This is a genomic window from Aliiroseovarius sp. YM-037 (assembly GCF_048060095.1).
Classification (GTDB): Bacteria; Pseudomonadota; Alphaproteobacteria; order Rhodobacterales; family Rhodobacteraceae; genus JBLUOA01.
This window is the reverse complement of the sequence record NZ_JBLUOA010000002.1, coordinates 311,657-334,366: the sequence shown is the minus strand read 5'-3', so window position 1 is coordinate 334,366 and position 22,710 is coordinate 311,657. Positions and strand designations below refer to the sequence as shown.

Here is a 22,710-nt window from a genome sequence, read left to right as displayed (position 1 = left end):
ATCCCCCGGATCATTTCCGAGACGCCACTCGCCCCCACAAATCATATTCCCCCGCCTCATCGACCTCGACCGTCACGATCTCCCCGACGCTCAACCCTTCAAACCCTTCATCTATAAACAGATTCCCGTCGATTTCCGGCGCGTCGGACTTGGTTCGGCAGGTGGCGGCTTCGTCGTCTATTTCGTCGACGATGACCTCCAGCCGGGTGCCGACCTTCGCGGCGAGTTTGGCTTCGGAAATCGCCTGCGCCTTTTCCATGAAGCGGTTCCAGCGGTCCTGTTTGACCTCGGGGGCGACGTGACCGGGCAGGGCGTTTGACCGCGCGCCGTCGACGTTTTCGTATTGGAAGCATCCGACGCGGTCGAGCTGGGCTTCGTCCATCCAGTCAAGCAGGGTCTGGAATTCGGCCTCCGTCTCGCCCGGATAGCCGACGATGAAGGTCGACCGCAGGGTGATGTCGGGGCACATTTGCCGCCACGCGGCGATTTCGTCGAGGGTTTTGGCCCCGGCGGCGGGGCGGGCCATGCGTTTCAGGACGTCCGGGTGGGCGTGCTGGAACGGGATGTCGAGGTAGGGGAGGACTCCGTTATCCGGGTCGGCCATCAGGGGGATCAGGTCGCGCACATGGGGGTAGGGGTAGACGTAGTGGAGCCGCACCCACGCGCCGAGTTGCCCGAGTTCGCGAGCGAGATCGGTGATGTGGGAGCGCACCTCGCCGCCCTTCCACGGGTTTACGTCGTATTTACGGTCGAGCCCGTAGGCTGAGGTGTCTTGCGAGATGACGAGCAGTTCCTTGACGCCGGCTTCGACGAGCTTTTCCGCCTCTCGCAGCACGGCGTGGGCGGGGCGGGATTGCAGGCGGCCGCGCATGTCGGGGATGATGCAGAAGCGGCACTTGTGGTTACAGCCCTCCGAAATCTTGAGGTAGCTGTAGTGGCGCGGGGTCAGTGACACGCCGGTCGCGGGCAGAAGGTCGACGAAGGGATCGGGGCTGGGCGGGACGGCCCCGTGCACGGCGTCGAGCACCTGTTCGTATTGATGCGGGCCGGTGACGGCGAGGACGGAGGGGTGCGTGCCGCGGATATAGTCCTCCTCCGCGCCGAGGCAGCCGGTGACGATGACGCGGCCGTTTTCGGTGAGCGCTTCACCGATGGCTTCCAGCGATTCCGCCTTGGCGGAGTCGAGGAACCCGCAGGTGTTCACGATCACCGCGTCGGCCCCGCCGTAGTCGGGCGAGATCGCGTAGCCCTCGGCGCGGAGGCGGGTCAGGATGCGTTCGCTGTCGACCAACGCCTTGGGACAACCGAGGGAGACCATGCCGATCTTCGGCTGGTTTCCATCGGTTCGGGCGCGCGGGGAGTCGGTGATGCGGGCCTTGGGGGCGAGGTCGGGGCGCAGGTTCGGCGGGTTTGCTTTCATGCGCGGGATATAGCCTGACCGGTGCGGCGCGGAAAGGGGCATTGCGGGATTGCTTGTGGGCGGCGGCGGTGCGGCCTAGACTTCGGGCAAAACAGTTTGAGGGAGTAGCCCGGTGCGGTTCTTGGTTCGGTTCGTGGTCTTTTTGCTGGTTCTGGCGATTGTCGGGGTCGGCGCGCTGATGCTGATCCCCGGTGACCGGATCGCCAAGATCGCGGAGCGTCAGTTTGAAGAGGCGACCGGCCGCGCGGTTACCATCGGCGGCGACGTCAGGGCGACGATCTACCCGCAGCTTGGCGTGCAGCTTGAGGGGATTGAGGTCGCGAATGCCGACTGGTCGGATTCGGGCCCGATGGTGACCGCCGAAAGCGTGAGCGTGGGCGTCGCGATGATGCCTCTGCTGACCGGAGAGGTGCGGATCAAACGGGTGGAGGTTGTCGGCCCCGTCGTGCAGCTTGAGGTCGCCGAGAACGGGCGCACAAACTGGGATTTTGACACCGGCACCGCCCCCGCGACCGAGGTTGGCGCGGACGAGGCGTCGGGGAGCATCCCTGAATTCTCGCTCGACAACGGAATGGTGCGGGGCGGGTCGGTCCGCTATCGCAACCGCGCGACGGGCTATGACGTCGCGCTGTCCGATATGGATCTGGACCTGAGCCTGCCGGAGTTCGCAGGCCCGGCGGAGCTGTCGTTGTCGGCGATCATCAACGGCACGGTCCAGACGATCAAGGCGGATGTCGCGCGGTTCGATACGTTCCTGAGTGGGGCCGTGACCGGGTTGTCCGCCGATCTGGGTGTTGGCGGGTCCAAGGTCGAAATCGCCGGGCGCGGGGGGTATGCGCCGACGGTGTTTGAGGGGAACGTGACGGCGGATTTGTCGGATATGTCGGCGCTGTTCGCAACGCTGGGACAAACCGCGCCGGACTTGCCCGAAGGGCTGGGACGGCAAGCGTCGATGTCGGGGCAGTTGACCTACACGGCGGAAGGAGTCGCCTATCTGCGCGAGGGCAAACTGACGCTGGATCAGAATACGCTGACTGGTGAGGCGGATGTCGATATGTCGGGCGAACGACCAAGGGTGAACGCGCAGTTCACGGCGGATAAGCTCGACTTCTCCTCGCTCGCGGCGGGCGACGACGGCGATAGCGGCGGCAATGCCGGGGCGGCAGGTGACGGCTGGTCCACGGATCGCATCGACGCGAGTGCCCTGTCGAGCTTTGATGGACAGATCGCCTTTCGCGCCAATGCGATTGACCTTGGCACGCTGAAGCTTGGCCCGACACGTGCGCTTGCCACCAACGACCGGAGCCGGATCGTGTTCGATCTGCGAGAGGTCAATGCCTACGAGGGCGTCGTCACCGGGCAATTCGTGATGAACAACCGGAGCGGGCTTTCGGTCGGTGGCAACCTCAGGGCCAGCGAGATGGCGATGCAGCCGCTTTTGACCGACCTGTCAGGCTATGAACGCCTGATCGGCACCGCGGATATGGAGCTTGAATTCCTCGGCGTTGGCAACAGCGTCGATGCGATCATGAAAAGCCTGTCTGGCAAGGGGGCGTTCCTTCTTGGCGCGGGAGAGCTTCGCGGGCTTGATCTGGTCGGAATGCTGCGGAATCTGGATGCGTCCTACGAGGGCGAAGGCTCCAAAACGATATTTGAGAGTATCGGCGCGACCTTTGACATGGCAGGCGGGGTGCTGAGCAACGATGATCTGTCCTTCCGCTCACCTTTGGTGACGGCGACGGGGGCCGGAACGGTCGGGATCGGGGAACGAACGCTCAACTACCGCGTGGTGCCGGTGGCCTTGCAGGGTGACGATGGCAGCGGCGGGTTTTCGGTGCCGGTGCTGATTACCGGCACTTGGGCCGATCCGAAATTCCGCCCCGATTTACAATCGCTTATCGACCGGGAGTTGGCCGATGAACGCGAAGCGCTTGAGGAGCGTCTGCGCCAAGAGGCCCAGGAGAGGCTGGGCGTCGAGGTGCAGGAAGGCGAGGATGTCGAGGACGCGTTGAAACGGCGGCTGGAGGAGGAGGCCGCCGAGGGTCTGCGCCGCCTTTTGGGGGGCGATTAGGCGCGTTTTCCGGCCCGCGGAAACCTTGCATTTTTACCATATTTCGCGACGAAAACCCGCTGTTTCGGGCTGCAATCTAGGATTGTTCTTAACTCGGACAAAAAGCTGCCATAAATTGTCCCTAGCACGATCGAGCAATTATAACCTTTGACCATACAGGATTGAGACCATGACTTTCAGCGACTCCGTAAGAACATGCCTTCGGGAAAAATATGTGACGTTTTCCGGGCGCGCCTCGCGCTCTGAATACTGGTGGTTCGCCCTGTTTACTATCCTCGTCACCCTCGCGTTCGTGCTAGCGTTTTCGCTGGTCGTCGGTCTCGGCACTTTGGCGGCTCCGGGTTTTCCCCAGTTAGGCGCCGCCGGCATTATACTCGCCGTGCTCTTTTGTATATTCTTTATTGGTATGATCCTGCCCACCATTTCGGTCACTGTGCGTCGCTTCCACGACTACAATCTGTCGGGTTGGTGGTATTTGGCAGCTTTTATCGTTAGCCTAATACCCCCAGAAACCATTCCGCTGATTGGATACGCTGCCAGCCTCGTGATTTTCGTCATCACGGTTCTGAAGGGCACTGACGGTCCGAACAAGTTCGGCCCCGACCCGCTGCGTGGCGGTGAAGCTGAAATTTTCGCCTAATGCGAGCCAAATACCGGCGCATGAACATGCGCCGGTCCATTCTTTTTCTTTTACCGCTAGTGTTGTTGTGTTCCGCGCCGCCCATGTCATGGGCGCAGGAGAGCGAGACGACATTCCTTGACATGCCACGAGGGTCCGGCAGCGCGGCCTACAGCGAAGCGGTCGCCCGCCGCGGCCTGACCACCGACATCGACTATGTCGACCAGACCGATCAGAATTTCCTGTCCGATGGCGAAGTCGTGCGGCGGACAGAGCCCCGATCGCTTCCGATTGGTGGCTCTGGCAACGGGTTCGGCGTTTTCTTGGTCGTGGCGGTCATCGCGCTATTGCTGTTCCTGTTCCTGAAATTCGGGGCGGGCGGGACGCTTCTTCGGGCTGACCCGAAAGAGGGCAAGCCGCGCCGCAAACGCGCCGAAGGGTGGGGATTGCGGGCCGAAGATGCGCCCGCGGGCGATATCCTGTCGCAAATCCGCGCGATGACCGACCGGCGCGAGGCGCTGATCCTGCTTCTGCGCCACTGCCTGCTGCAAGCCGCGCAGGAAACCGACACGAATTTTGCCCGCGCCGATACGGAACGCGACGCGCTGCGCCGCTTGCCTGATCGGTGGACGCGGTTTGATCTGCTGAAACGGCTGCTGCAACAGACGGAACTTGTCCACTATGGCGGGCGGGAGATTGACGACACCGCCTATGAGGCGTCGCTGCAAGATGGTGCGCGGATACTGACCGGGGGGCGGGCCGTTGGGTGACAGCAAATCCTCCTTCCTCGTGTTTGGCGGCCTTGTCGCGGCGGTGATCCTGCTGATCTATTTGGTGAGCGGTGACGGGAACCGGCGGCTGGAGGCATCCGCCATCGGGACGAACGGGCTTTATACTTGGCTGCAAGCCAGCGATGTTGAGGTTGCGCAGTCGCATCGCCGGGTGGAATTGCCCGAAGACAACGTTTCCCTCAGGCTATTGCCGCTGTTTGATACGGACCTTTTGGCCGAAGAACGCCCGCCGGTGGATAATCTGGAACAGCGGGCGCAAACCACCCAGCGCGAGATTGCGCTGAACATTGTGATGGAGAAAACGGTCAACGTGCGATCGCTCGTCATGCTGCCGAAATGGCGGACGGGTGTGACGATGCTGAGCGTTGCGCACGACTCCCTGCTGATCCCCGAGGGGCATCTGGAGCGGCTGCTGAACCAGCTTGGCCTGCCGAAAATGGCGATCACGCGGCCGGATGTGACGCTGCTGGAAGCAACGACCGACGGGCAGGGCGATGTCGTGCTTTATGAGCCGCAGGTGTTTGACAGGCGCTTTGTCAAAGGTATCTGCACGCCATATCTGTCGATCCCCGAAGGTGTTCTGATCGCCCGCTGCACCCTGCCGAAAAGCGAGCCGCTTTTCCTACTGTCGGACCCCGACCTGATGAACAACCACGGCCTGACGCTTGGCGACAATGCGACCGTCGCGCTGAACGCGATCAAAGACATCGCGGCGGAGCGGGAGGGCATCGTCTATCACGACACATCGGACGAAATCCTGCTAAGCTGGGAGGGCAACCTTGAACGCGAAGCGCGGCCCCGCACGGCGGATGACCTGTCGCGCTATTTCACTTATCCGTTTTCGCTGCTGTGGCTTGGCACGGGCTTTCTGTTCCTGATCGCGTTCTGGCGCGGCCTGATCCGGTTCGGCCCCCCGGCGCGGGTCGATAATGACGAAGTCGGCGCATCGAAAACCGCGTCGATTGAGGCGAAAGCCTACCTGCTGCGCCTGACCGGACAGGATCACGCGCTGGTTGCGGAGTTTGCGAATAACCGGATCAACGATCTGTCCTCCGCGTTGCTTGGCAAGCATGTCGGGCAGGATCGCACGCTTTTGTTCAAGCGACTGAAAGCGATTGCCCCAAGCGACGCAGGCCATCTGGAAGAGGCGATGGTCAGCCTGAACACAACCGACGCACAGACCCCGGCGGGCGAGTTGATGCGCCGGATTGAGACATTTGAAGAATCCTATCGGAGAATACGTGATGAACTTGGAAACGTTTCGCGACGTCGTTGACGCGACGCGAACTGAAATCGGCAAAGCTGTCCACGGGCAGGATGAAATCGTCACGACGCTGCTGGTGTCGGTCTTTGCCCGGGGGCATTGCCTGCTGGAAGGGCCACCCGGCACTGCGAAAACCCTGCTGGCGCGGACCTTGGCACAGACGATGGACCTTGATTTCGGGCGGATTCAGTTCACGCCGGACCTGATGCCGGGGGACGTGCTGGGGGCGAACATCTTTAACTTCCAGACCGGCGAATTCAAACTGACGCGGGGGCCGGTGTTCACCGATATTCTGCTGGCGGATGAGATCAACCGCGCCCCACCCAAGACGCAGTCTTCGCTGCTTCAGGCGATGAACGAGCGGATGGTGACGATTGACGGCGAAACCTATCCGCTGGGCGACAATTTCTTTGTGATCGCGACGCAAAACCCGATTGAGCAGCAGGGCACCTATCCGTTGCCCGAAGCGCAGCTTGACCGGTTCCTGTTCAAGCTTGAGGTCGAATTTCCGGACCGCGATGCGGAGTTTGAAATTCTCAGCCGAAACCGCAGCAAGCCGGTCGGTGATGACGGGATCGCGACCGGGATCAACAAGGTGCTGAGCGGAGAGACTTTGGCCGCCGGGCGTGCGCATGTCGATAGCATTCGGCTGGACGACACGATCCTGAGCTATATCGTCGATCTGATCCGCGCGACGCGGAATGATGCGGAAATTCGGCACGGGGCGTCAACGCGCGCGGCGGATGCGCTGGCCAATGCGGTTCGGGCGAAGGCGGCGATCGAAGGGCGCGATTACGCAATCCCCGACGATGTGCAGGCGCTGCTGATCCCGGCGATGCGCCACCGGATCGTGCTTGGCCCAACGGCGGAGATTGAGGGCCGCACGCCGGAAGATGTGCTGAACAACATCCTGAACCGCATCGACGCGCCGAGGTAAATCGCCCATGCGTCCGTCCCGCCTATTGCTGATACTGGCCATCGCGCTGCTTCTGGTGACATGCGTTGTCGCGCTGATGCCGGTTGACGCGGGCTTTGCCATTCAGGTGGCGTGGGGCGGTCTGGCGGCGGTCGCGGTGATCGATCTGCTGCTGTCCCGCACGGGGCGGAGCGTGGCGGTCGATCATGATGTTCCGGCGCAGATATTCGTCGGCACCTCGGCGCCTGCGACGTTCACCCTCACGTCCCGGCGCGGCGCCTTGCCGAAGGGTCTGGATGTGCGGTTCGATCTTGACGATGCGCTTGAGGTTGGCGATTTTACAGGCCCGAACGGGGCGATCGCTGAAAGTTCCGTGGCCGACGTGCCGCTTTACTGCACCGCGCGGGGTACGTTCACGTTCAGCCGCATGTGGCTGAAATGGCCGTCAAAATTCGGGCTGTTCGACATCATCTCTCGCAAGAAGATCGATGAAACCGTCAAGGGTGTGCCGAACATCCAGCCGGTTCTGTCGGGGCAGATCACGACGCAGGTGCAGGCGCAACTTTACGGGGTCAAGAGCACCTCGGTCCGCGGGGAAGGGTCGGAATTCCACCAGCTTCGCGATTTCACGGCGGGGATGGACCCGCGCATGATCGACTGGAAGCGATCCGCGCGGCATGGCGGCCTTGTCGCCCGCGAAACCCACGCAGAGCGGAACCACCAGATCATCATGTGCGTCGACAACGGCTACCTGATGCGAGAGGTCATAGACGGCCTGCCCAAGATCGACCGCGCCATCAACGGGGCGCTGGCAACGACATGGGCGGCGGGGCTTGGCGGTGATCTGGTCGGGTTCTACAGCTTTGACAGCCGCCCGCGCCTGTATCTGCCGCCCGCACCCGGCCGGGCCGCGTTCAACCGCATTCGGATGGAAGCGGCGAGCCTTGAATATAACAGCGTCGAAAGCAATCACACGCTGGCGCTGGCGCATCTGAACGGGCAGTTGAATCGGCGGTCGATGATCGTCGTGTTCTCGGATTTTGTGGATCAGATCACGGCGGAGTTGCTGGTCGAAAACCTCGCCGTTCTCAGCCGTCATCACCTGCTGATGTTCGTAGCCCTGCGCGACCCCTCGCTTGAACGGACGGTGAACCCCGAAGACCCGAGCCTTGGCAATGTCGCGATGGCGGTGTCGGCGGCGCAAATCCACCGCGAACGGCAGATCGTGCTGGACCAGTTGCGCCGCTTGGGTGTCGTGTGTCTTGACATCGAACCCGACAAACTGACGCCTGAGCTTGTCTCGGCCTATCTCGATATCAAAGCGCGGGAGATGATATGACCGACGCGACAAATGGCACGACGGACATGCGCTCCGTCCGGTTCCGCAAGGAGAGGGAGGCCGGCTGGACCCGCCTTGAAGCGCTGGTGATGAAGGTCGAACGATCTGGCATGACCAGCCTTAACTTCGCGGAAGCCCGCGACCTTGCGTCATTCTACCGCCAGACCGTCAATTCGCTAAGCGTCGCGCGGGAAATATCGCTGGATCGGGCGCTGCTGGCCTACCTCGAAAACCTCGCGGCGCGGGCGTATCTGGTGATCTATGCGCCCCAAGCCCGCCTCACCAGCGTCGTCGCGCGGCTGTTCACCCAAGGCATCCCGCAGGCGGTGCGGCGATCCGGTGGGGTGCTGCTGATCGGGTTCGGCCTGATGTTCATGGGCGCATTGCTGGGGTATTTCCTCTATCAACAGGACAGCAGCTGGTTCTACACCTTCGTCCCCGGAGAGCTGGCCGCCACCCGCACCCCCGCCGCAAGCCCCGCCATGTTGGAACGCACGCTTTACGGGCAGGACGATACGCTGATGAATTCGCTCGCGTCCTTCGCCTCGACCCTGTTTTCGCATAACACGCAGGTCGCGATCCTCGTGTTTTCGCTGGGCGTTTTCTGCACGGCACCGAGCTTTCTTTTGACGTTCTACAACGGCACGATGCTTGGCGCGTTCTTTGCGTTATTCGCCGACAAGGGGCTAGGCTATGACGCTTTCGCGTGGCTGTCGATCCACGGCGTGACCGAGATTTCCGCGATCTGCATCGCTTGTGCTGGTGGGGTGCAACTGGGTCTGGCGGTGCTGATGCCGGGGCAGATGACGCGCAAGGATGCGTTGCGGATCAGGGGGCGGGATGCGACGAAATTGTTGATCCTTGCGGCGGTGATGCTGCTGGCCGCGGCGATCCTTGAAGGGTTCTTTCGCCAGCTTGTCCAATCCGCCGAACTGCGCCTGTTGATCGGTTGGGGCATCGGCGGCCTATGGGTCGCCTGGCTGGCGCTGGCGGGGCGCACCCCGGCGGAGCATTCGGGATGAGCCGCAAGAAAAAGATCGTAAACGCCGCCGATCTGCATCAGGCGGAACAGGCAAAGCGTGAAAAGCGCATCCTGCGCATTACCCCGCCCGAAGGTGTGCCAATCGGCCTAGAACGCGCGACGCTCAGTTCCCGGTTCGGGGCGCAGTTCATAGATCTGTTGCTGACCTACGGCACGCTGTTCGCGCTGATCCTGTTGGTCCTGTTCAACAGCAGGATGTCGTGGCCGACGGCATCGGCGCTGTTCGCGTTGCTGTCGTTCCTTCTGCGTATTCCCTATTACATCCTGACAGAGCTTGTCTGGAACGGGCGAACCATCGGCAAGCGCCTTGTTAAAATCCGCGTCATCTCGGTCAACGGACGACGGCTTGAGCCGCATCAGGTCGTCGTGCGCAACCTGATGAAAGAGGCGGAAGTGTTCACCCCCCTTGGCCTCTTATTCGGGATCGGGACGAGTTCGGGCTACGTCCAATGGGGAATGGCGGTCTGGCTGCTGATCGTGCTGGCGATCCCGGTGTTTTCCAAGCAAAAGCAACGGCTGGGCGACATGATCGCGGGCACCTGTGTTGTGCAGCAGCCGAAAGCCAAGCTGATGGCCGAACTGACCAACATGCGCGCCGCGCCGGGGTTGGAATTCGATTTTCTTCCCGTTCATCTGGAACATTACGGCAAGTTCGAACTGCAATCGCTGGAAGATATCCTGCGCGACCGGACGGAGTCGCAGATGTCCTACAAGCGCGATGGCAAAGTGGCCGAAACGATCCGCAAGAAAATCGGCTATGCCGAACGTATCCCGCCGGGCGCATCTCGCGCCTTCCTGTCGGCCTTCTACAACGCCCAGCGTGCGCATCTGGAAGGGCGGCAGTTGCTGGGCGACCGGAGGGAGGACAAGTTCCACACGCAGAACGGCGGTGAGGAGGGCGTGCGTCGCCGAGGGTAGGGGGCCGAGGCTTCAGATCGTGTTGGTCCGCTTCGAGCCCTGAGTGTTCATCTTGTATTTTAGCCTCAGTCGAAAACGCCGATCTCTACGAAGAGCTTGAACTCGCAAATGTTCCGCATATGTGAAGAACGGTATTACGGGGACATCTAGTGGCAAAAGGCGATATTCTTGAACCTGTTCTTGACATCCTTTTTGAGTTCGCAGTTCGAATATTCTTTCCAAGAGTTGGCTCGAATTCCATTTTAGACGAGTTATCATGGCCTTGGCTTGTTGTGTTAAGTCTTGTCGGATTGGCTCATATTTCAATAAGGGCGTTGTTTTCGGCAATGGATGGTGAACTAAACGAAGAGCAGGTTACGAACTTCAAGAACAAGCTGAGAGTTGGTCGGTGGGCGCTTTGGGGCGCGCTCTTCCTTTCCCTCTTCATGTTTCGTTTCGCTACTTCATTTTGAATGAAAGTCCGCTCCGCCTACACTTCCCGCCCCTCACATCTCGTTAAAAACAAAAAACCCCCGCAGCCACGGCTACGGGGGTTCCATTCGGTCCCAGGCGCGCCTTAGCGGCGGCGGTCGCGGCGGGAGCTCATCGGTTGGAAGGCGACGCCGACATGGGCTTCGCAATAGGGTTTGCCGGATTGCACGGACAGGCCGCAGAACCAGAAATCATCCGTCGCCGGATCGCCAATCGGCCATTTGCAGGTGCGTTCGGTCAGTTCCATCAGAGACAGTTTCTTCGCCTTCTTCTCAACCTCGCGGACAGAGGCGAGCGCCTCGGGGCTGATTTCGTTTGCGGAGGGTTGCGGTGGCAAGGGTTGGCCCGCCGGGATAATGGCCTTGCGCGCTGGCATCGGGGGCGGGGTCGCGGATTGCGTCGCCGGTTCGGGCTTGGCCTTGGCCGCGGTTTTCGCGGCGGGCTTTGCCTTGGCCGCGGTTTTCGCCGCTGGCTTCTCCTTCGCCGCCGGTTTCGCGCTGCCGGCCCGGTTTGACAGGCCAAGCCGATGCACCTTGCCGATCACCGCGTTGCGGGTCACGCCACCAAGTTCCTTGGCGATCTGGCTGGCCGACTGACCTTCGCCCCACATTTTCTTCAGGGTCTCGACGCGTTCATCTGTCCAGGACATGCGCTTTCCTTAAATGATGCGACAGGGCGTGGCCCAAGGCCCGTCTGAATTCACTGCCGCATGAGAGAATTTCGTTGACCCCCTATTTTAATCATGGTGTGGCGGGATACAAGGACCACAACGGGCCGAGTCAGGGTAAAACGGGCAGAATTGCGATGAAAAACACAGCAGATATGGGAATGCGGCGGTTTGGCCGCGTGAACTGGCTGGGGCTGTATACCCTGACCCGCCGGGAAACCATGCGCTTTGTCGCGGTCTGGACGCAGACGCTGCTGGCACCGCTGGCGACGGCGGGGCTGTTTCTGGCGGTGTTTACGCTGGCGATTGGCGCGGACCGGGGGGACGTGATGGGCGTGCCGTTCCTTCATTTCCTCGCGCCGGGTATCTTGATGATGACGGTGATCCAGAACGCCTTTGCGAACACCTCGTCCTCAATCGTGATTTCAAAGGTGCAGGGCAATATCGTCGATACGCTGATGCCGCCCCTGTCACCGCTGGAACTTGTGCTGGGCTATGTCGCAGGTGGGGTAATCCGTGGGTTACTTGTCTCGGTCGCCATCGCCCTCGCGCTGGTGTTGCTGCTTGGGATCGAGATTGCGCATCCGCTTTGGGCGTTGCTGTTCGTGATCGTGGGCGGAACGCTGATGGGCGCGCTTGGGGTTTTCGCGGGGATATATGCCAACAAGTTCGACCAGATGGCGGCGATTACCAACTTCCTTGTCACGCCGCTCGCCTTTCTGTCGGGGACGTTTTATTCAATCGAACGGCTGCCGCCGCTGATGCAGGCGCTGTCACATGCGAACCCGATCTTCTACCTGATCGACGGCGTGCGCTATGGCGTGATCGGACGGTCTGACAGTTCGCCCGTGCTTGGGCTGGTGATCTGCGTTGCCACCTCAGCCGCGGTGATCGCGCTGTGCTGGTGGATGTTCCGGCGCGGGTATCGGTTGAAAGCCTGACGATTTGACACGCGCCTCGCGCCAGACCAGCAGGCCGGCACCGGCAATGATGATCGCCGCCCCGATCAGGCTGACCGCGTCCGGGCGGGTGTTGAATATGACGAGGTCATAGAGCGTCACGAAAACCAACGTGGCATAGGAAAACGGTGCGACAAAGCTCGCCTCGGCCCGGCGCATGGACTGGATGAAACAGGTTTGCGCAAGGGCCATCATCGTGCCTAGGGCGGCCAGCGCGATCCACTGCGAAGGGGTCGGGGCTTGCCAGACGAACAGCACCGCAATGGAGGCAATGATCAGCCCCAGCGTGTTGTTGACAATAAGAATTTGGATCGGTGCTTCGCGGCCTGAAAGCAGTTTGATGATGGTGATTTCAAGGCCCATGACAGCGGCGGCGCCAAGCGCCAGAAACGCGGCGGGCTGAAAGCTGCCCGTGCCGGGGCGCAGCAGAACGAGTGCACCAAGAAGCGCAATGGCGGCCGCGCCCCACCGCACAGGCCCGACCCGTTCGCCCAACAGCGGGATCGCCAGCATCATCGCGCAAACGGGGTTAAGGAAACTGATCGCTGTGGCATCCGACAGCGGGATATAGGCGATGGCCGCGAACATCAGTGATATGCCGGCCCAGCCACAGGTCGTGCGGACCACATGCAGCCCAAGCTCGGGCTTGGTGAAGCGGGGTCGGATCACTGCAACCGCGCAACTGATCGCGATGAAAGCGAACAGGAACCGCCCGTGGCTGATCTGAAGCGGATGCAGCGCGTCGCCCAGAACGCCGTGCCCGATTGCCTTGGCCAAAAGGCTTGTTCCCGCAATCAGGGCCGAGGCAAGCAGCATGAAGCCGACGGCGACAAGGTTCGATTGGCGCGGATGTGTCATGCGTTATCGGTAGTGACGATTTGACCGGAAGGAAAGCGGCTTTGGTTTACGCATCTGGACAGGTCCGCCGTTTCACCCTATGCAGCGGGTATGAACACGATTTTGCATATGACAGCGACCCGACGCCGACGCATCCGCGCCTGACGCCCCGCTGCCCGTGTTCCCGCGCCGTTTCCGGTGCAACCCCCCGAAAATATTGACTTGAGCTTGCCGCTAAGGCACCCATTGGCTTCTTGTAGAAGGATATTGCGATGATCCCCTCCGTCCTGCCGACTTATGCGCGCGCACCGCTGACTTTCGTGAAAGGCGAAGGTAGTTGGTTGATCGAGGCGGATGGCCGACGTTTCCTTGACCTTGGGGCCGGGATCGCGGTGAATTCGCTGGGCCATGCCCACCCGAAACTGGTCGCGGCGCTGGGTGAGCAGGCGAACGCGCTGTGGCACACATCGAACCTTTACAACATTCCGGCGCAGCAAAAGCTGGCGGATTTGCTGGTGGAACACACCTTTGCGGACACCGCGTTTTTCACGAACTCCGGCACCGAAGCGTGTGAACTGGCGGTGAAGATGGCACGCAAATACTGGCACGACAAAGATCAGCCTGAGCGCGTGAAGATCATCACCTTTGACGGGTCGTTCCACGGCCGATCTGCTGCGGGCATCGCCGCTGCGGGGTCCGAGAAGATGACAAAGGGCTTCGGCCCGCTGCTGCCCGGCTTTATCCATCTTCCGTTTGCCGACCACGCGGCCGCGACCGAGGCGATGGACGCCACAGTCGCCGCCATTCTGGTCGAACCCGTGCAGGGCGAGGGCGGCATCCGCCCGTTGCCCGACGCTTGCCTGAAAGGGCTGCGCGACCTTTGCGACGAAACCGGCACGCTGCTGATCCTGGACGAAGTGCAATGCGGCATGGGTCGGACCGGTAAGCTGTTCGCGCATGAATGGGCCGGGATTGATCCCGACATCATGATGGTGGCGAAAGGCATCGGCGGCGGCTTCCCCCTCGGCGCGGTGCTGGCGACTGAGGATGCGGCCCGCAGCATGACCGCGGGCACCCACGGATCGACCTATGGCGGCAATCCCTTGGCCTGCGCCGTCGGCTGCGCCGTGATGGAGGAGGTTGCCAGCGAAGATTTCCTGACCGAAGTGAACCGCAAGGCGGGCCTGTTACGGCAAAAGTTAGAGGGGCTGGTCGCGTCGCACCCCGATGTGTTTGAGTCGGTGCGCGGATCTGGCCTGATGCTTGGCCTGAAATGCAAGGCGACGAATGCGGATGTGGTAAAGGCCGGCTATGACGCTGAGGTTCTGACCGTCCCGGCCGCCGACAACGTGATCCGCTTGCTGCCACCGCTCACCATCACGGATGACGAAATAGCCGAGGCGGTCGCGCGCCTTGACCTAGCGGCTTTGGCCGTCGAAAGGGGTGCCAACGCATGAAACATTTTTTGGACATCCACAAAACCGACCCCGATGAACTGCGCGGCATCATAGACAACGCCGCGCGGATCAAGAACGCCCGCGATGGTCGCCCGAAAGGCGCGCCTGACGATGATCTGCCGTTGAAGGATCATATTGTCGCGCTGATTTTCGAAAAGCCCTCCACCCGGACGCGGGTTAGCTTTGACGTTGGCGTGCGGCAGATGGGCGGGCAGACGATGGTGCTTTCGGGCGCCGATATGCAGCTTGGCCACGGCGAGACGATTGCCGATACCGCAAGGGTGCTGTCGCGCTATGTCGACCTCATCATGATCCGCACGTTTGAAGAACAGACCCTGCTGGAGCTGGCGGAATACGCGACCGTCCCCGTCATCAACGGACTGACCGACCGCACGCACCCGTGTCAGATTATGGCCGATATCCTGACTTTCGAGGAACATCGCGGCCCGATCAAGGGCAAGAAGGTCGTCTGGTCCGGTGACGGCAACAATGTCTGCGCGTCCTTCATCCACGCCGCGGGGCAGTTCGGTTTTAACCTGACGTTCACCGGTCCCGAAACGCTCGACCCCGAACCGGGGTTTGTGGAACTCGCCCGGTCAAAGGGGGTCGATATCGAAATCGAACGCGATGCCCACAAGGCGGCGCAGGGTGCTGATCTGATCGTGACCGACACCTGGGTGTCGATGCACGACCCGCAATCGGCGCGCGAACGGCGGCATAACCAGCTGCGCGGCTACCAGGTGAACGATCAGCTGATGGCGCAGGCAAAGCCCGACGCGCTGTTCATGCACTGCCTGCCCGCGCACCGCGATGACGAAGCGACGTCGAGCGTCATGGACGGCCCCAATTCAGTGATCTTCGACGAGGCAGAAAACCGGCTGCACGCACAAAAGGCGATCATGCGCTGGTGCCTCGAACGCTGAGGCGATCCATTCCCGCTTGCGCGCGGGGCGCCAGCCGATAGGGTCTTTCCGGAAAAAGGGGGAGGTGCGGCGCGATGACGGACAAGGCACAGATCGGGGTCTACGGGCTTGGCACGATGGGCAGCGCCCTCGCGCTCAACATGGCCGATAGCGGGTTTGAGGTCGCCGTGACTAACCGCGAAACCTCGTGGATTGAGGATTTCATCAAAGAGGCTGATGATCTTTCCGGCAACCTTCACGCGCATCACAAGCTGGTGGATTTCATCGCTGATATCGCGACCCCGCGGGTGATCCTTTTTATGATTCCGTCGGGCAAACCGATGGATGCGATGATCGAACGCGTGGCTCCGCTGCTTGAGCCCGGCGATACGATCATCGACGGCGGGAACGCGAATTTCCACGACACGCGCCGCCGCTCTGCCGCGCTGGCCGAGAAGGATTTGCACTTCGTCGGCATGGGCGTGTCCGGCGGCGAAGCGGGTGCGCGCAATGGCCCGTCGATGATGGTCGGCGGCACGGATCATAGCTGGACGCAGTTGCAACCCATCCTCGAAGCCATCTCCGCCAAGTTCGAAGGCACCCCTTGCGTTGCCCACCTTGGCCCGGACGGGGCAGGGCATTTCGTGAAAACCGTGCATAACGGCATCGAATACGCCGACATGCAGTTGATTGCTGAGGTTTGGGGGCTGCTGCGCAACGGCGCGGGCTGGTTCCCGGCTGATGTCGCCAAACTGTTCGCCCGCTGGAATGATGGTCCGCTGAACTCCTACCTTATGGAGATTTCGGCCAAGGTGCTTTCCGCAACCGATAGCAAAACCGGCGCGCCGGCTGTTGACGCGATCCTCGACCGGGCCGGGCAGAAAGGCACCGGGCGCTGGACGGTGATTGAAGCACTCAGCCTCGGCCAGTCTGCATCGGCGATCGAAGCGGCCGTCGGGATGCGCAGCTGGTCGTCGGAAAAGCAGGTCCGCGAATACGCGTCGGGCATCTACGATGGCACCGGCACCGTCGACCTTTCCGAAAGCGATCTGGAGGCCGCGCTTCTCGCCGCCCGCATCATTGCCTATGCGCAGGGGTTTCAGATCCTGCGCGCGGCGTCAGACGAATACGAATGGGGCATCGACCGCGCGGTCGTGGCGGAGATTTGGCGGGCGGGGTGCATCATCCGCTCGGCGCTGCTGGACGATATCGCGGACGCGTTCCGCTCTGACCTTCCTGAAGACCGCCTGTTTCTGGCCCCGGCCTTCGTTCCACCGCTGCGGGACGGCGTCGCGGCCATGCGACGTGTGGTTTCGGCGGCGGTTGGCGCAGGGCTCCCAACCCCGGCGTTTTCTGCGTCACTCGCGTGGTTTGATTCCATGCGGCAGGCGCGGGGCACCACCGACCTGATCCAAGCGCAACGGGATTTCTTCGGCGCGCATGGCTTTGAACGTATCGACGCAGAAGGCGCGCATCACGGCCCGTGGTGGGACTAACCCCCCAGTTTCATCTTGCCAAAAATACTCAAATCCAGCCGTCTGGACCGGGCGCGGCCTTCTCAGCCGAGCAGGGCGTTCAGGATCAGGAAAATCAACCCGGAGATCACCGCCGCAGCCGGAACGGTAATCACCCACGCTGCCACGATGGTCATGAAATGCGACCGACGCACCAGCTTGCGGCGACGGCGTTCTTCCTTGGCGATCCGCAGTTCCGGCGGGCGCGACGCACTATGCGCGCGGGCGCGGCGTTCGGCGTGCCATTCGCGGAAAAACCCGACGCCGAACACACCACCGACGGCGATGTGGGTCGAACTGACGGGCAGGCCAAGCCAGCTTGCCACGATCACAGTGATCGCGGCGGATAGCGCCACACAGTAGGCGCGCATGGGATTCAGCTTGGTGATCTGGCTGCCGACCATGTTGATAAGCTTTGGCCCAAACAGGAACAGCCCGAACGAGATACCGAAAGCGCCGATCACCATCACCCATGTAGGGATCGCGACCTTGTCGGCGAAATCACCGAATTCGGCGGCGTGGACGATGGCGGCAAGTGGTCCGACCGCGTTCGCAACGTCATTCGCGCCGTGGGCAAAGGAAAGCAGCGCGGCTGAGATGATCAACGGCAAGCCGAACAGCGTTTTGAGAGAGCGGTTGCGGTTCTCCATCCCTTCGGACTGGCGCGCGATCAGCGGGGCGCTGATAACGTAGGACAGCGCGGCGATCCCGGCCCCGATCAGCAGCGCCGTGCCGATGTCGATCTTGATGATCCGTTTCAGCCCCTTCAGCGACAGGTAGGCCGCGAAGGCACCCGCCATGATCGCGATCAGCACAGGCACCCAGCGGCGGGCGGCGGCGATCTTGTCTTCCTGATAGATGATCTTGGCCTTGATCAGCGCGAGGAAACCCGCGGCAATCGCTCCGCCGAGAATTGGGGAAATCACCCAACTCGCGGCGATTGCGCCCATCGTTGTCCAGTTCACGGCGCTTAGGCCCGCGGCGGCAATCCCGGCCCCCATCACGCCACCGACGACCGAATGGGTGGTCGACACCGGCGCGCCAAAAACGGTCGCCAGATTGACCCAAAGCGCCGAGGATATTAGCGCCGCCATCATCGCCCAGATGAACACGCCCGAATCCGCGACGGATGAGGGCGCGATGATTCCCTTGGAAATCGTGCCAACCACGTCGCCGCCCGCAAGCAATGCCCCGGCGCTTTCAAAAAGGGCTGCGATCACAATCGCGCCGCCCATTGTCAAAGCATTCGCACCGACCGCCGGGCCCATATTGTTGGCCACATCGTTCGCGCCGATGTTCAGCGCCATGTAAGCGCCAAAGACCGCAGCGGTCACAACGACAAAGGAAACAGGGGTTTCGTTGAAGAACAGCGCCGCCGCGATCCCTGCGACAACCATGAAGGCGAGCGCAATGCCCGGCGCGACCAACGGCTTGGACACAGCCATCGTCGCATATTCCATTTGGCTGATGCGGTTAAGGTCTTTGTCCAGCGTCTTCCACTGGTTGCCTTTCGGCGCGTTCGACATAGTCCATATCCCCCATAGACGTGCGCGCACGGCTAACGGGGAAGCGACGCCAATTCAACAGGCTTGTCGCAAAACTATTGCAAAAACGTCATGAAAGAAAGCGGGCGTCGCGCTTCTGCTACAGGGTTCGTAGAATCTCTTGCAGGCCCGGCTCGCTCACCATGTTCGCGGCTTCTTCCGGCGTTACCCATTTGCGGGTGCGTTCATCGGCTTCGGGGAACGTATCTGTCAGCTTCTCAACCTCAACTCCGAACACTTCGGCGGTGCAAATCACCGTGCCGCCAGTGTCGAGTTCCTTTTCAAAGTCGAAACTGCCAAGCGCCTGCGGATTGACGTGGCCTTCCTTTACGCCAGCCTCTTCCCAGGCTTCCTGCATAGCCGCGCCAGAGGCTGTCATGCCGTCCATCGGCCAACCCTTCGGCAATATCCAGCGGCCGGTGCCCCGGCTTGTGACCAAAAGAACTTTCTTTTCGCCATCGACGACGCGATGGCACAGGGCTGCAACCTGAATTCTATTCGGGCGTTGCAGCATTGGCTGGACCATATCGGTCCACGCTTTCATGAATACGTTAGACATCTCAAAACCTGACTTCTTGTGCTCGTTTTTATTGTTATCCTTATAAGATAACGTATTTTTCAATGATTGCAAAATTATCCACGGGAATTAACGCAAATGTCGCCGATCAAACTGTTGTGAGGGCGGGTAAATTCGCGCTTTTCGCACTTGCAGCAAAGATATGGCTGCCTAGATTGCGCTCAACCAACCCCAAAGGATTGAGGGCAGAGTAGATGACACAAGATAAACATTCTCGTCGGCGTATGTTGGCGATGGTCGGCGGCGCGCTTGCGATGCCGAGCGTTCTGCGCGCACAGGCGACGGACCCGACCGTCGTTGGCGGAACGGCTGAGGCGCGGCGCAATATCTCAAGCTTCCGAACCCAGCGCTGGGAAGATCACTTTGACAGCCTTGGCGTTGCGACCCTGCTGGCGGATACGCAATCGAGGGCGCTGCATTACTGGTCTGCGGATGGATCGGATTATCGGCTGTATCCGACATCCGTTCCGATGTCCGAAGAGCTGACGAAGCGTGGCTACACCAAGGTGGTTCGCAAGCGGGTTGGTCCCGACTGGACGCCGACGCAGAACATGCTGGCGCGTGACCCGTCGCTGAAATACATGCCGCCGGGGCCGGACAATCCGCTGGGCACGCACGCGCTGTATCTGGATTGGCCCGCCTATCTGATCCACGGCACGCATGACACGCGCAAGATCGGGCGGCGGTCGTCGTCGGGCTGCATCGGGCTCTACAACGAAAAGATCGCTGAGCTTTATGAGCTTGCGCCGGTCGGCACGCAGGTCCGGCTGATCTGATCTACCTGCCGCGCGGCTTTGCGCGAAGTGTCGGATCGGCCTCGGTCGGGTCTTCGGGCCACGGATGCTTTGGGTAACGGCCGCGCATATCCTTGCGCACATCGGCGTAAGACGTCGCCCAAAAGCCCGGCAGGTCCATCGTGACCTGCACCGGGCGCCGGGCCGGGCTAAGCAGTGTTATCCGCAGCGGTGTGCGGTTCGCTCCCACGGTTGGGTGGCGGGTGACGCCGAACAGTTCCTGCAAGCGAACCTCAATCCCCGGTGCCTCACCGTCATAATCTATCGGAACACGGTTCCCGAGCGGGGTCTTGAAGTGGCTGGGCGCGAGGCGATCAAGGTCTTGCATCTGGTTCCAGTCCAGCCGCGCCCGCAGCGCTTCGGTCAGGTCGAGCGCGCGGATATCCTGCGCGGTTTTGATCCGGGTGAGGTGCGGCAGCAGCCAATCCTCCGCTGTTGCCAGCAGGGCGGTTTCCGACATATCGGGAAAATCGTCGCCACCACCACGCACAAGTTCCACACGGGTCGCGAAGCGGCGGGCGGCGGGGGTCATTGGCAGGCCAAGGTCGCGGATTCCATCAAGCGCGGCGCGCGCGCGCTGGTCGGGCGGCGCGTCCTTCCATACCCGGTCTGACAGAACGATTGCGCCAAGCGCTTCTTCCTCCCGCGCCTCAACGCGCCTGTCACGTTTCGACCAATCGCAGCGCTTGCGCCAGACGATCTGATCGCGGAACAGGTCGCGCACGGCGCTTTCGCCGATCTCATTCGCCTGTCTGATCCGCGCCTCCCTCGGGTCGCCGTCAAGGTCCGTTGCGACGATCAGACGGGCGGCGGCCATCGGGTCGGCGGCATCCATCACCGCCCCCTTGCCGCCGGAGAGAACCCAACGCGGCGCGTCGCCGGGCCGGTGCAGGCCGATACGGTCTGGGTAGGCGAGGGCGGCCATCTCTGCCGGATCGTAGGCGCGTTTCGGTTTGGTTTTGGTCAGGCTGGCAAGGCGGCGGGCCTCGGACTTGATGCGCTCGACCGCGCCCCGGTTCACGGCAAAGCTGTGTTGATCGGCAAAGCGGCGTGGATCGCGTATGGCCTCAAGGCGCAGGGACAGACTGACAGGCGCGCCCCGGCCAAGCGGGTCACGATCTGCTAGCAAGGCCGCGAGCGGCGCGGCATCGGGGCCAGCCACGGCGAGCATATGCGCAAGGCGCGGATGGAGCGGAAGTGCGGCGAGCGTGCGCCCGTGGTCTGTGATGCGCCCCTCACCGTCGAGCGCGCCCAGAGTTGTCAGCAGCGCGCACGCCTCAGCATATGCGCCGGGGTTCGGCTGGGTCAGAAACGCGAGGTCGTCCGGCGACCGTGCCCCCCACAGCGCGAGTTCCAGCGCGAGGCCGGTCAGGTCGGCGGATTCGATCTCTGCCGGGGCAAACGCGGCAAGCGCGCCGTCTTCGCCCTTGGTCCAGAGGCGATAGCAACGGCCTTCGGCAACGCGCCCGGCGCGCCCCTTGCGCTGCTCGGCCTCGGCCTTCGTCACACGTTCCGTCACCAGACGCGACATGCCGGAGCCGGGATCAAACCGCGCCCGTCGGGCAAGGCCGCCATCAACCACGACGCGGACGTCTTCGATGGTCAGCGAAGTTTCAGCGATGGAAGTCGCGAGCACGATTTTGCGACCGGACTCTGCTGGCCGAATGGCCGCGCGCTGATCCTTGAACGGCATCGCGCCGTAAAGCGGGCGAAGGGTGCAGTCATCCGGCAGGGCGGGGCGCAACAACGCCTCAACCCTGCGGATTTCGCCTTCGCCGGGTAGGAACACCAGCAGGCTGCCGTTGGTTTCCGCGACTGCTTTTTGGATCAGGTCGGCGACGGCCTCGGGGAACCGTTTGGTTTTTGGCAGTGGTTTGGAGAGCCATTCGGTTTCAACCGGAAAGGCCCGCCCTTCGGATGCCACCGCGGGGGCATCGTTCAGCAATTTGGCAACCGGTGCGGCGTCGAGCGTTGCGGACATAACCAGAACCAGCAGATCGTCGCGGAACGCGTCACGCAGCTCAATCACCAGCGCCAGCCCAAGATCGGCATTCAGGGACCGTTCGTGGAATTCGTCAAAGATCACCGCGCCGATTCCGGTTAGCGTCGGGTCCGACTGGATCATCCGGGTCAGGATGCCTTCGGTGACGACTTCGATCCGCGTCGCCTTTGACACCTTCGCCTCGCCCCGGATGCGATAGCCGACGGTTTGGCCGACCGCTTCGCCAAGGGTTTGCGCCATGCGTTCCGCCGCCGCACGGGCAGCGAGGCGGCGGGGTTCAAGCATCAAAATCCGCCCTTCGGTGAGCTTGGAGTCGAGCATCGCAAGCGGCACGCGCGTCGTTTTCCCCGCGCCGGGTGGGGCCTGCAACACGGCCCGACCAGTGCCGCTAAGTGCGTCGATCAGCGCGGGTAGGGCGTCTTCGATTGGCAGGCGGGGGGTGGTTGGCATCAACGCTCCGGCAGGTGGGGTGGTTTGGTTGTGCAGAATGGCGGGCGGGGTTGCAAGCGTGGGGCCTTGCGGGATTTCAGGTCAAATGCGCAAATCTGTCGCTTTTCATATCGGGAACTGGAAGGCATAAGGTGACTCCGACCGGCCTTGGCCGCG

At 61.9% G+C, this 22,710-nt stretch carries 20 protein-coding genes; 14 read left to right on the top strand and 6 right to left on the bottom strand.

Annotation, left to right across the window (positions count from 1 at the left end):
• Positions 1-10 precede the first annotated feature (10 nt).
• Positions 11-1,420 carry a 30S ribosomal protein S12 methylthiotransferase RimO gene (gene rimO, locus ACEWPJ_RS12195; RefSeq protein WP_416513570.1) on the bottom strand — a complete coding sequence of 470 codons (1,410 nt, stop codon included), beginning with the start codon at positions 1,418-1,420 and terminating at the stop codon, positions 11-13.
• Positions 1,421-1,532: 112 nt separating this feature from the next.
• Between rimO and ACEWPJ_RS12190 the strand changes: the two genes are divergently transcribed.
• The 9 genes from ACEWPJ_RS12190 (at position 1,533) to ACEWPJ_RS12150 (ending at position 10,832) form a co-directional block, all read left to right on the top strand.
• Positions 1,533-3,491, top strand: coding sequence for an AsmA family protein (locus ACEWPJ_RS12190; RefSeq protein ID WP_416513370.1), 1,959 nt, complete (start codon positions 1,533-1,535; stop codon positions 3,489-3,491).
• A gap of 169 nt (positions 3,492-3,660) precedes the next feature.
• Positions 3,661-4,131: a DUF805 domain-containing protein gene (locus tag ACEWPJ_RS12185; protein WP_416513369.1), complete on the top strand. Its 471-nt coding sequence runs from the start codon at positions 3,661-3,663 to the stop codon at positions 4,129-4,131.
• A gap of 83 nt (positions 4,132-4,214) precedes the next feature.
• The gene (locus ACEWPJ_RS12180; RefSeq protein ID WP_416513368.1) at positions 4,215-4,880 is read left to right on the top strand and encodes a hypothetical protein; all 666 of its coding nucleotides are present in this window, start codon (positions 4,215-4,217) and stop codon (positions 4,878-4,880) included.
• Positions 4,873-6,177 carry a hypothetical protein gene (locus tag ACEWPJ_RS12175; protein WP_416513367.1) on the top strand — a complete coding sequence of 435 codons (1,305 nt, stop codon included), beginning with the start codon at positions 4,873-4,875 and terminating at the stop codon, positions 6,175-6,177. The genes ACEWPJ_RS12180 and ACEWPJ_RS12175 overlap by 8 nt, the downstream gene beginning before the upstream one ends.
• Complete coding sequence (locus ACEWPJ_RS12170) at positions 6,146-7,102, top strand: AAA family ATPase (protein ID WP_416513366.1); 957 nt, start codon at positions 6,146-6,148, stop codon at positions 7,100-7,102. Before ACEWPJ_RS12175 ends, ACEWPJ_RS12170 begins: the two co-directional genes overlap by 32 nt.
• Before the next feature lie 7 nt (positions 7,103-7,109).
• Complete coding sequence (locus ACEWPJ_RS12165) at positions 7,110-8,420, top strand: DUF58 domain-containing protein (RefSeq protein WP_416513365.1); 1,311 nt, start codon at positions 7,110-7,112, stop codon at positions 8,418-8,420.
• On the top strand, positions 8,417-9,442 hold the full coding sequence (locus ACEWPJ_RS12160; RefSeq protein ID WP_416513364.1) for a stage II sporulation protein M: 1,026 nt from the start codon (positions 8,417-8,419) through the stop codon (positions 9,440-9,442). Before ACEWPJ_RS12165 ends, ACEWPJ_RS12160 begins: the two co-directional genes overlap by 4 nt.
• A complete protein-coding gene (locus ACEWPJ_RS12155) occupies positions 9,439-10,380 on the top strand; it encodes an RDD family protein (RefSeq protein WP_416513363.1) in 942 nt (313 codons plus the stop codon). Before ACEWPJ_RS12160 ends, ACEWPJ_RS12155 begins: the two co-directional genes overlap by 4 nt.
• A 149-nt stretch (positions 10,381-10,529) precedes the next feature.
• On the top strand, positions 10,530-10,832 hold the full coding sequence (locus tag ACEWPJ_RS12150; protein WP_416513362.1) for a hypothetical protein: 303 nt from the start codon (positions 10,530-10,532) through the stop codon (positions 10,830-10,832).
• Positions 10,833-10,936: 104 nt separating this feature from the next.
• Here the strand turns inward: ACEWPJ_RS12150 and ACEWPJ_RS12145 are convergent, their stop codons facing one another.
• A complete protein-coding gene (locus ACEWPJ_RS12145) occupies positions 10,937-11,500 on the bottom strand; it encodes a GcrA family cell cycle regulator (RefSeq protein ID WP_416513361.1) in 564 nt (187 codons plus the stop codon).
• A 155-nt stretch (positions 11,501-11,655) separates the two neighbouring features.
• On the opposite strand from ACEWPJ_RS12145, the gene ACEWPJ_RS12140 reads away from it, so the two are divergent.
• Complete coding sequence (locus tag ACEWPJ_RS12140; protein WP_416513360.1) at positions 11,656-12,459, top strand: ABC transporter permease; 804 nt, start codon at positions 11,656-11,658, stop codon at positions 12,457-12,459.
• On the opposite strand, the gene ACEWPJ_RS12135 is transcribed toward ACEWPJ_RS12140, so the two are convergent.
• Positions 12,397-13,335: a DMT family transporter gene (locus tag ACEWPJ_RS12135; protein WP_416513359.1), complete on the bottom strand. Its 939-nt coding sequence runs from the start codon at positions 13,333-13,335 to the stop codon at positions 12,397-12,399. The genes ACEWPJ_RS12140 and ACEWPJ_RS12135 overlap by 63 nt on opposite strands.
• 251 nt (positions 13,336-13,586) lie before the next feature.
• Between ACEWPJ_RS12135 and ACEWPJ_RS12130 the strand changes: the two genes are divergently transcribed.
• From ACEWPJ_RS12130 to gndA, 3 genes are all read left to right on the top strand, one after another.
• Positions 13,587-14,771 carry an aspartate aminotransferase family protein gene (locus ACEWPJ_RS12130; RefSeq protein ID WP_416513358.1) on the top strand — a complete coding sequence of 395 codons (1,185 nt, stop codon included), beginning with the start codon at positions 13,587-13,589 and terminating at the stop codon, positions 14,769-14,771.
• Complete coding sequence (gene argF, locus ACEWPJ_RS12125; RefSeq protein ID WP_416513357.1) at positions 14,768-15,694, top strand: ornithine carbamoyltransferase; 927 nt, start codon at positions 14,768-14,770, stop codon at positions 15,692-15,694. Before ACEWPJ_RS12130 ends, argF begins: the two co-directional genes overlap by 4 nt.
• Positions 15,695-15,768: 74 nt before the next feature.
• Positions 15,769-17,169: an NADP-dependent phosphogluconate dehydrogenase gene (gndA, locus tag ACEWPJ_RS12120; protein WP_416513356.1), complete on the top strand. Its 1,401-nt coding sequence runs from the start codon at positions 15,769-15,771 to the stop codon at positions 17,167-17,169.
• A gap of 62 nt (positions 17,170-17,231) precedes the next feature.
• On the opposite strand, the gene ACEWPJ_RS12115 is transcribed toward gndA, so the two are convergent.
• On the bottom strand, positions 17,232-18,713 hold the full coding sequence (locus ACEWPJ_RS12115; RefSeq protein ID WP_416513355.1) for an inorganic phosphate transporter: 1,482 nt from the start codon (positions 18,711-18,713) through the stop codon (positions 17,232-17,234).
• A 118-nt stretch (positions 18,714-18,831) separates the two neighbouring features.
• Entirely contained in the window at positions 18,832-19,290 is a 459-nt protein-coding gene (locus ACEWPJ_RS12110) for an NUDIX hydrolase (RefSeq protein ID WP_416513354.1), read from the bottom strand.
• Positions 19,291-19,502: 212 nt separating this feature from the next.
• Between ACEWPJ_RS12110 and ACEWPJ_RS12105 the strand changes: the two genes are divergently transcribed.
• Positions 19,503-20,084 (top strand): L,D-transpeptidase, encoded by a 582-nt coding sequence (locus tag ACEWPJ_RS12105; protein WP_416513353.1) that lies wholly within the window; start codon positions 19,503-19,505, stop codon positions 20,082-20,084.
• A 1-nt stretch (position 20,085) separates the two neighbouring features.
• On the opposite strand, the gene hrpB is transcribed toward ACEWPJ_RS12105, so the two are convergent.
• Positions 20,086-22,554, bottom strand: coding sequence for an ATP-dependent helicase HrpB (gene hrpB, locus ACEWPJ_RS12100; protein WP_416513352.1), 2,469 nt, complete (start codon positions 22,552-22,554; stop codon positions 20,086-20,088).
• Positions 22,555-22,710: the final 156 nt, after the last annotated feature.

Coding starts and splice junctions, on each gene's coding strand:
- hrpB (WP_416513352.1), bottom strand. CDS start 22,554: ATGCCAACCACCCCCCGCCTGCCAATCGAAGACGCCCTACCCGCGCTG.
- ACEWPJ_RS12110 (WP_416513354.1), bottom strand. CDS start 19,290: ATGTCTAACGTATTCATGAAAGCGTGGACCGATATGGTCCAGCCAATG.
- rimO (WP_416513570.1), bottom strand. CDS start 1,420: ATGAAAGCAAACCCGCCGAACCTGCGCCCCGACCTCGCCCCCAAGGCC.
- ACEWPJ_RS12170 (WP_416513366.1), top strand. CDS start 6,146: ATGAACTTGGAAACGTTTCGCGACGTCGTTGACGCGACGCGAACTGAA.
- argF (WP_416513357.1), top strand. CDS start 14,768: ATGAAACATTTTTTGGACATCCACAAAACCGACCCCGATGAACTGCGC.
- ACEWPJ_RS12105 (WP_416513353.1), top strand. CDS start 19,503: ATGACACAAGATAAACATTCTCGTCGGCGTATGTTGGCGATGGTCGGC.
- ACEWPJ_RS12115 (WP_416513355.1), bottom strand. CDS start 18,713: ATGTCGAACGCGCCGAAAGGCAACCAGTGGAAGACGCTGGACAAAGAC.
- ACEWPJ_RS12135 (WP_416513359.1), bottom strand. CDS start 13,335: ATGACACATCCGCGCCAATCGAACCTTGTCGCCGTCGGCTTCATGCTG.
- ACEWPJ_RS12155 (WP_416513363.1), top strand. CDS start 9,439: ATGAGCCGCAAGAAAAAGATCGTAAACGCCGCCGATCTGCATCAGGCG.
- gndA (WP_416513356.1), top strand. CDS start 15,769: ATGACGGACAAGGCACAGATCGGGGTCTACGGGCTTGGCACGATGGGC.
- ACEWPJ_RS12185 (WP_416513369.1), top strand. CDS start 3,661: ATGACTTTCAGCGACTCCGTAAGAACATGCCTTCGGGAAAAATATGTG.
- ACEWPJ_RS12140 (WP_416513360.1), top strand. CDS start 11,656: ATGAAAAACACAGCAGATATGGGAATGCGGCGGTTTGGCCGCGTGAAC.
- ACEWPJ_RS12145 (WP_416513361.1), bottom strand. CDS start 11,500: ATGTCCTGGACAGATGAACGCGTCGAGACCCTGAAGAAAATGTGGGGC.
- ACEWPJ_RS12160 (WP_416513364.1), top strand. CDS start 8,417: ATGACCGACGCGACAAATGGCACGACGGACATGCGCTCCGTCCGGTTC.
- ACEWPJ_RS12180 (WP_416513368.1), top strand. CDS start 4,215: ATGTCATGGGCGCAGGAGAGCGAGACGACATTCCTTGACATGCCACGA.
- ACEWPJ_RS12130 (WP_416513358.1), top strand. CDS start 13,587: ATGATCCCCTCCGTCCTGCCGACTTATGCGCGCGCACCGCTGACTTTC.
- ACEWPJ_RS12165 (WP_416513365.1), top strand. CDS start 7,110: ATGCGTCCGTCCCGCCTATTGCTGATACTGGCCATCGCGCTGCTTCTG.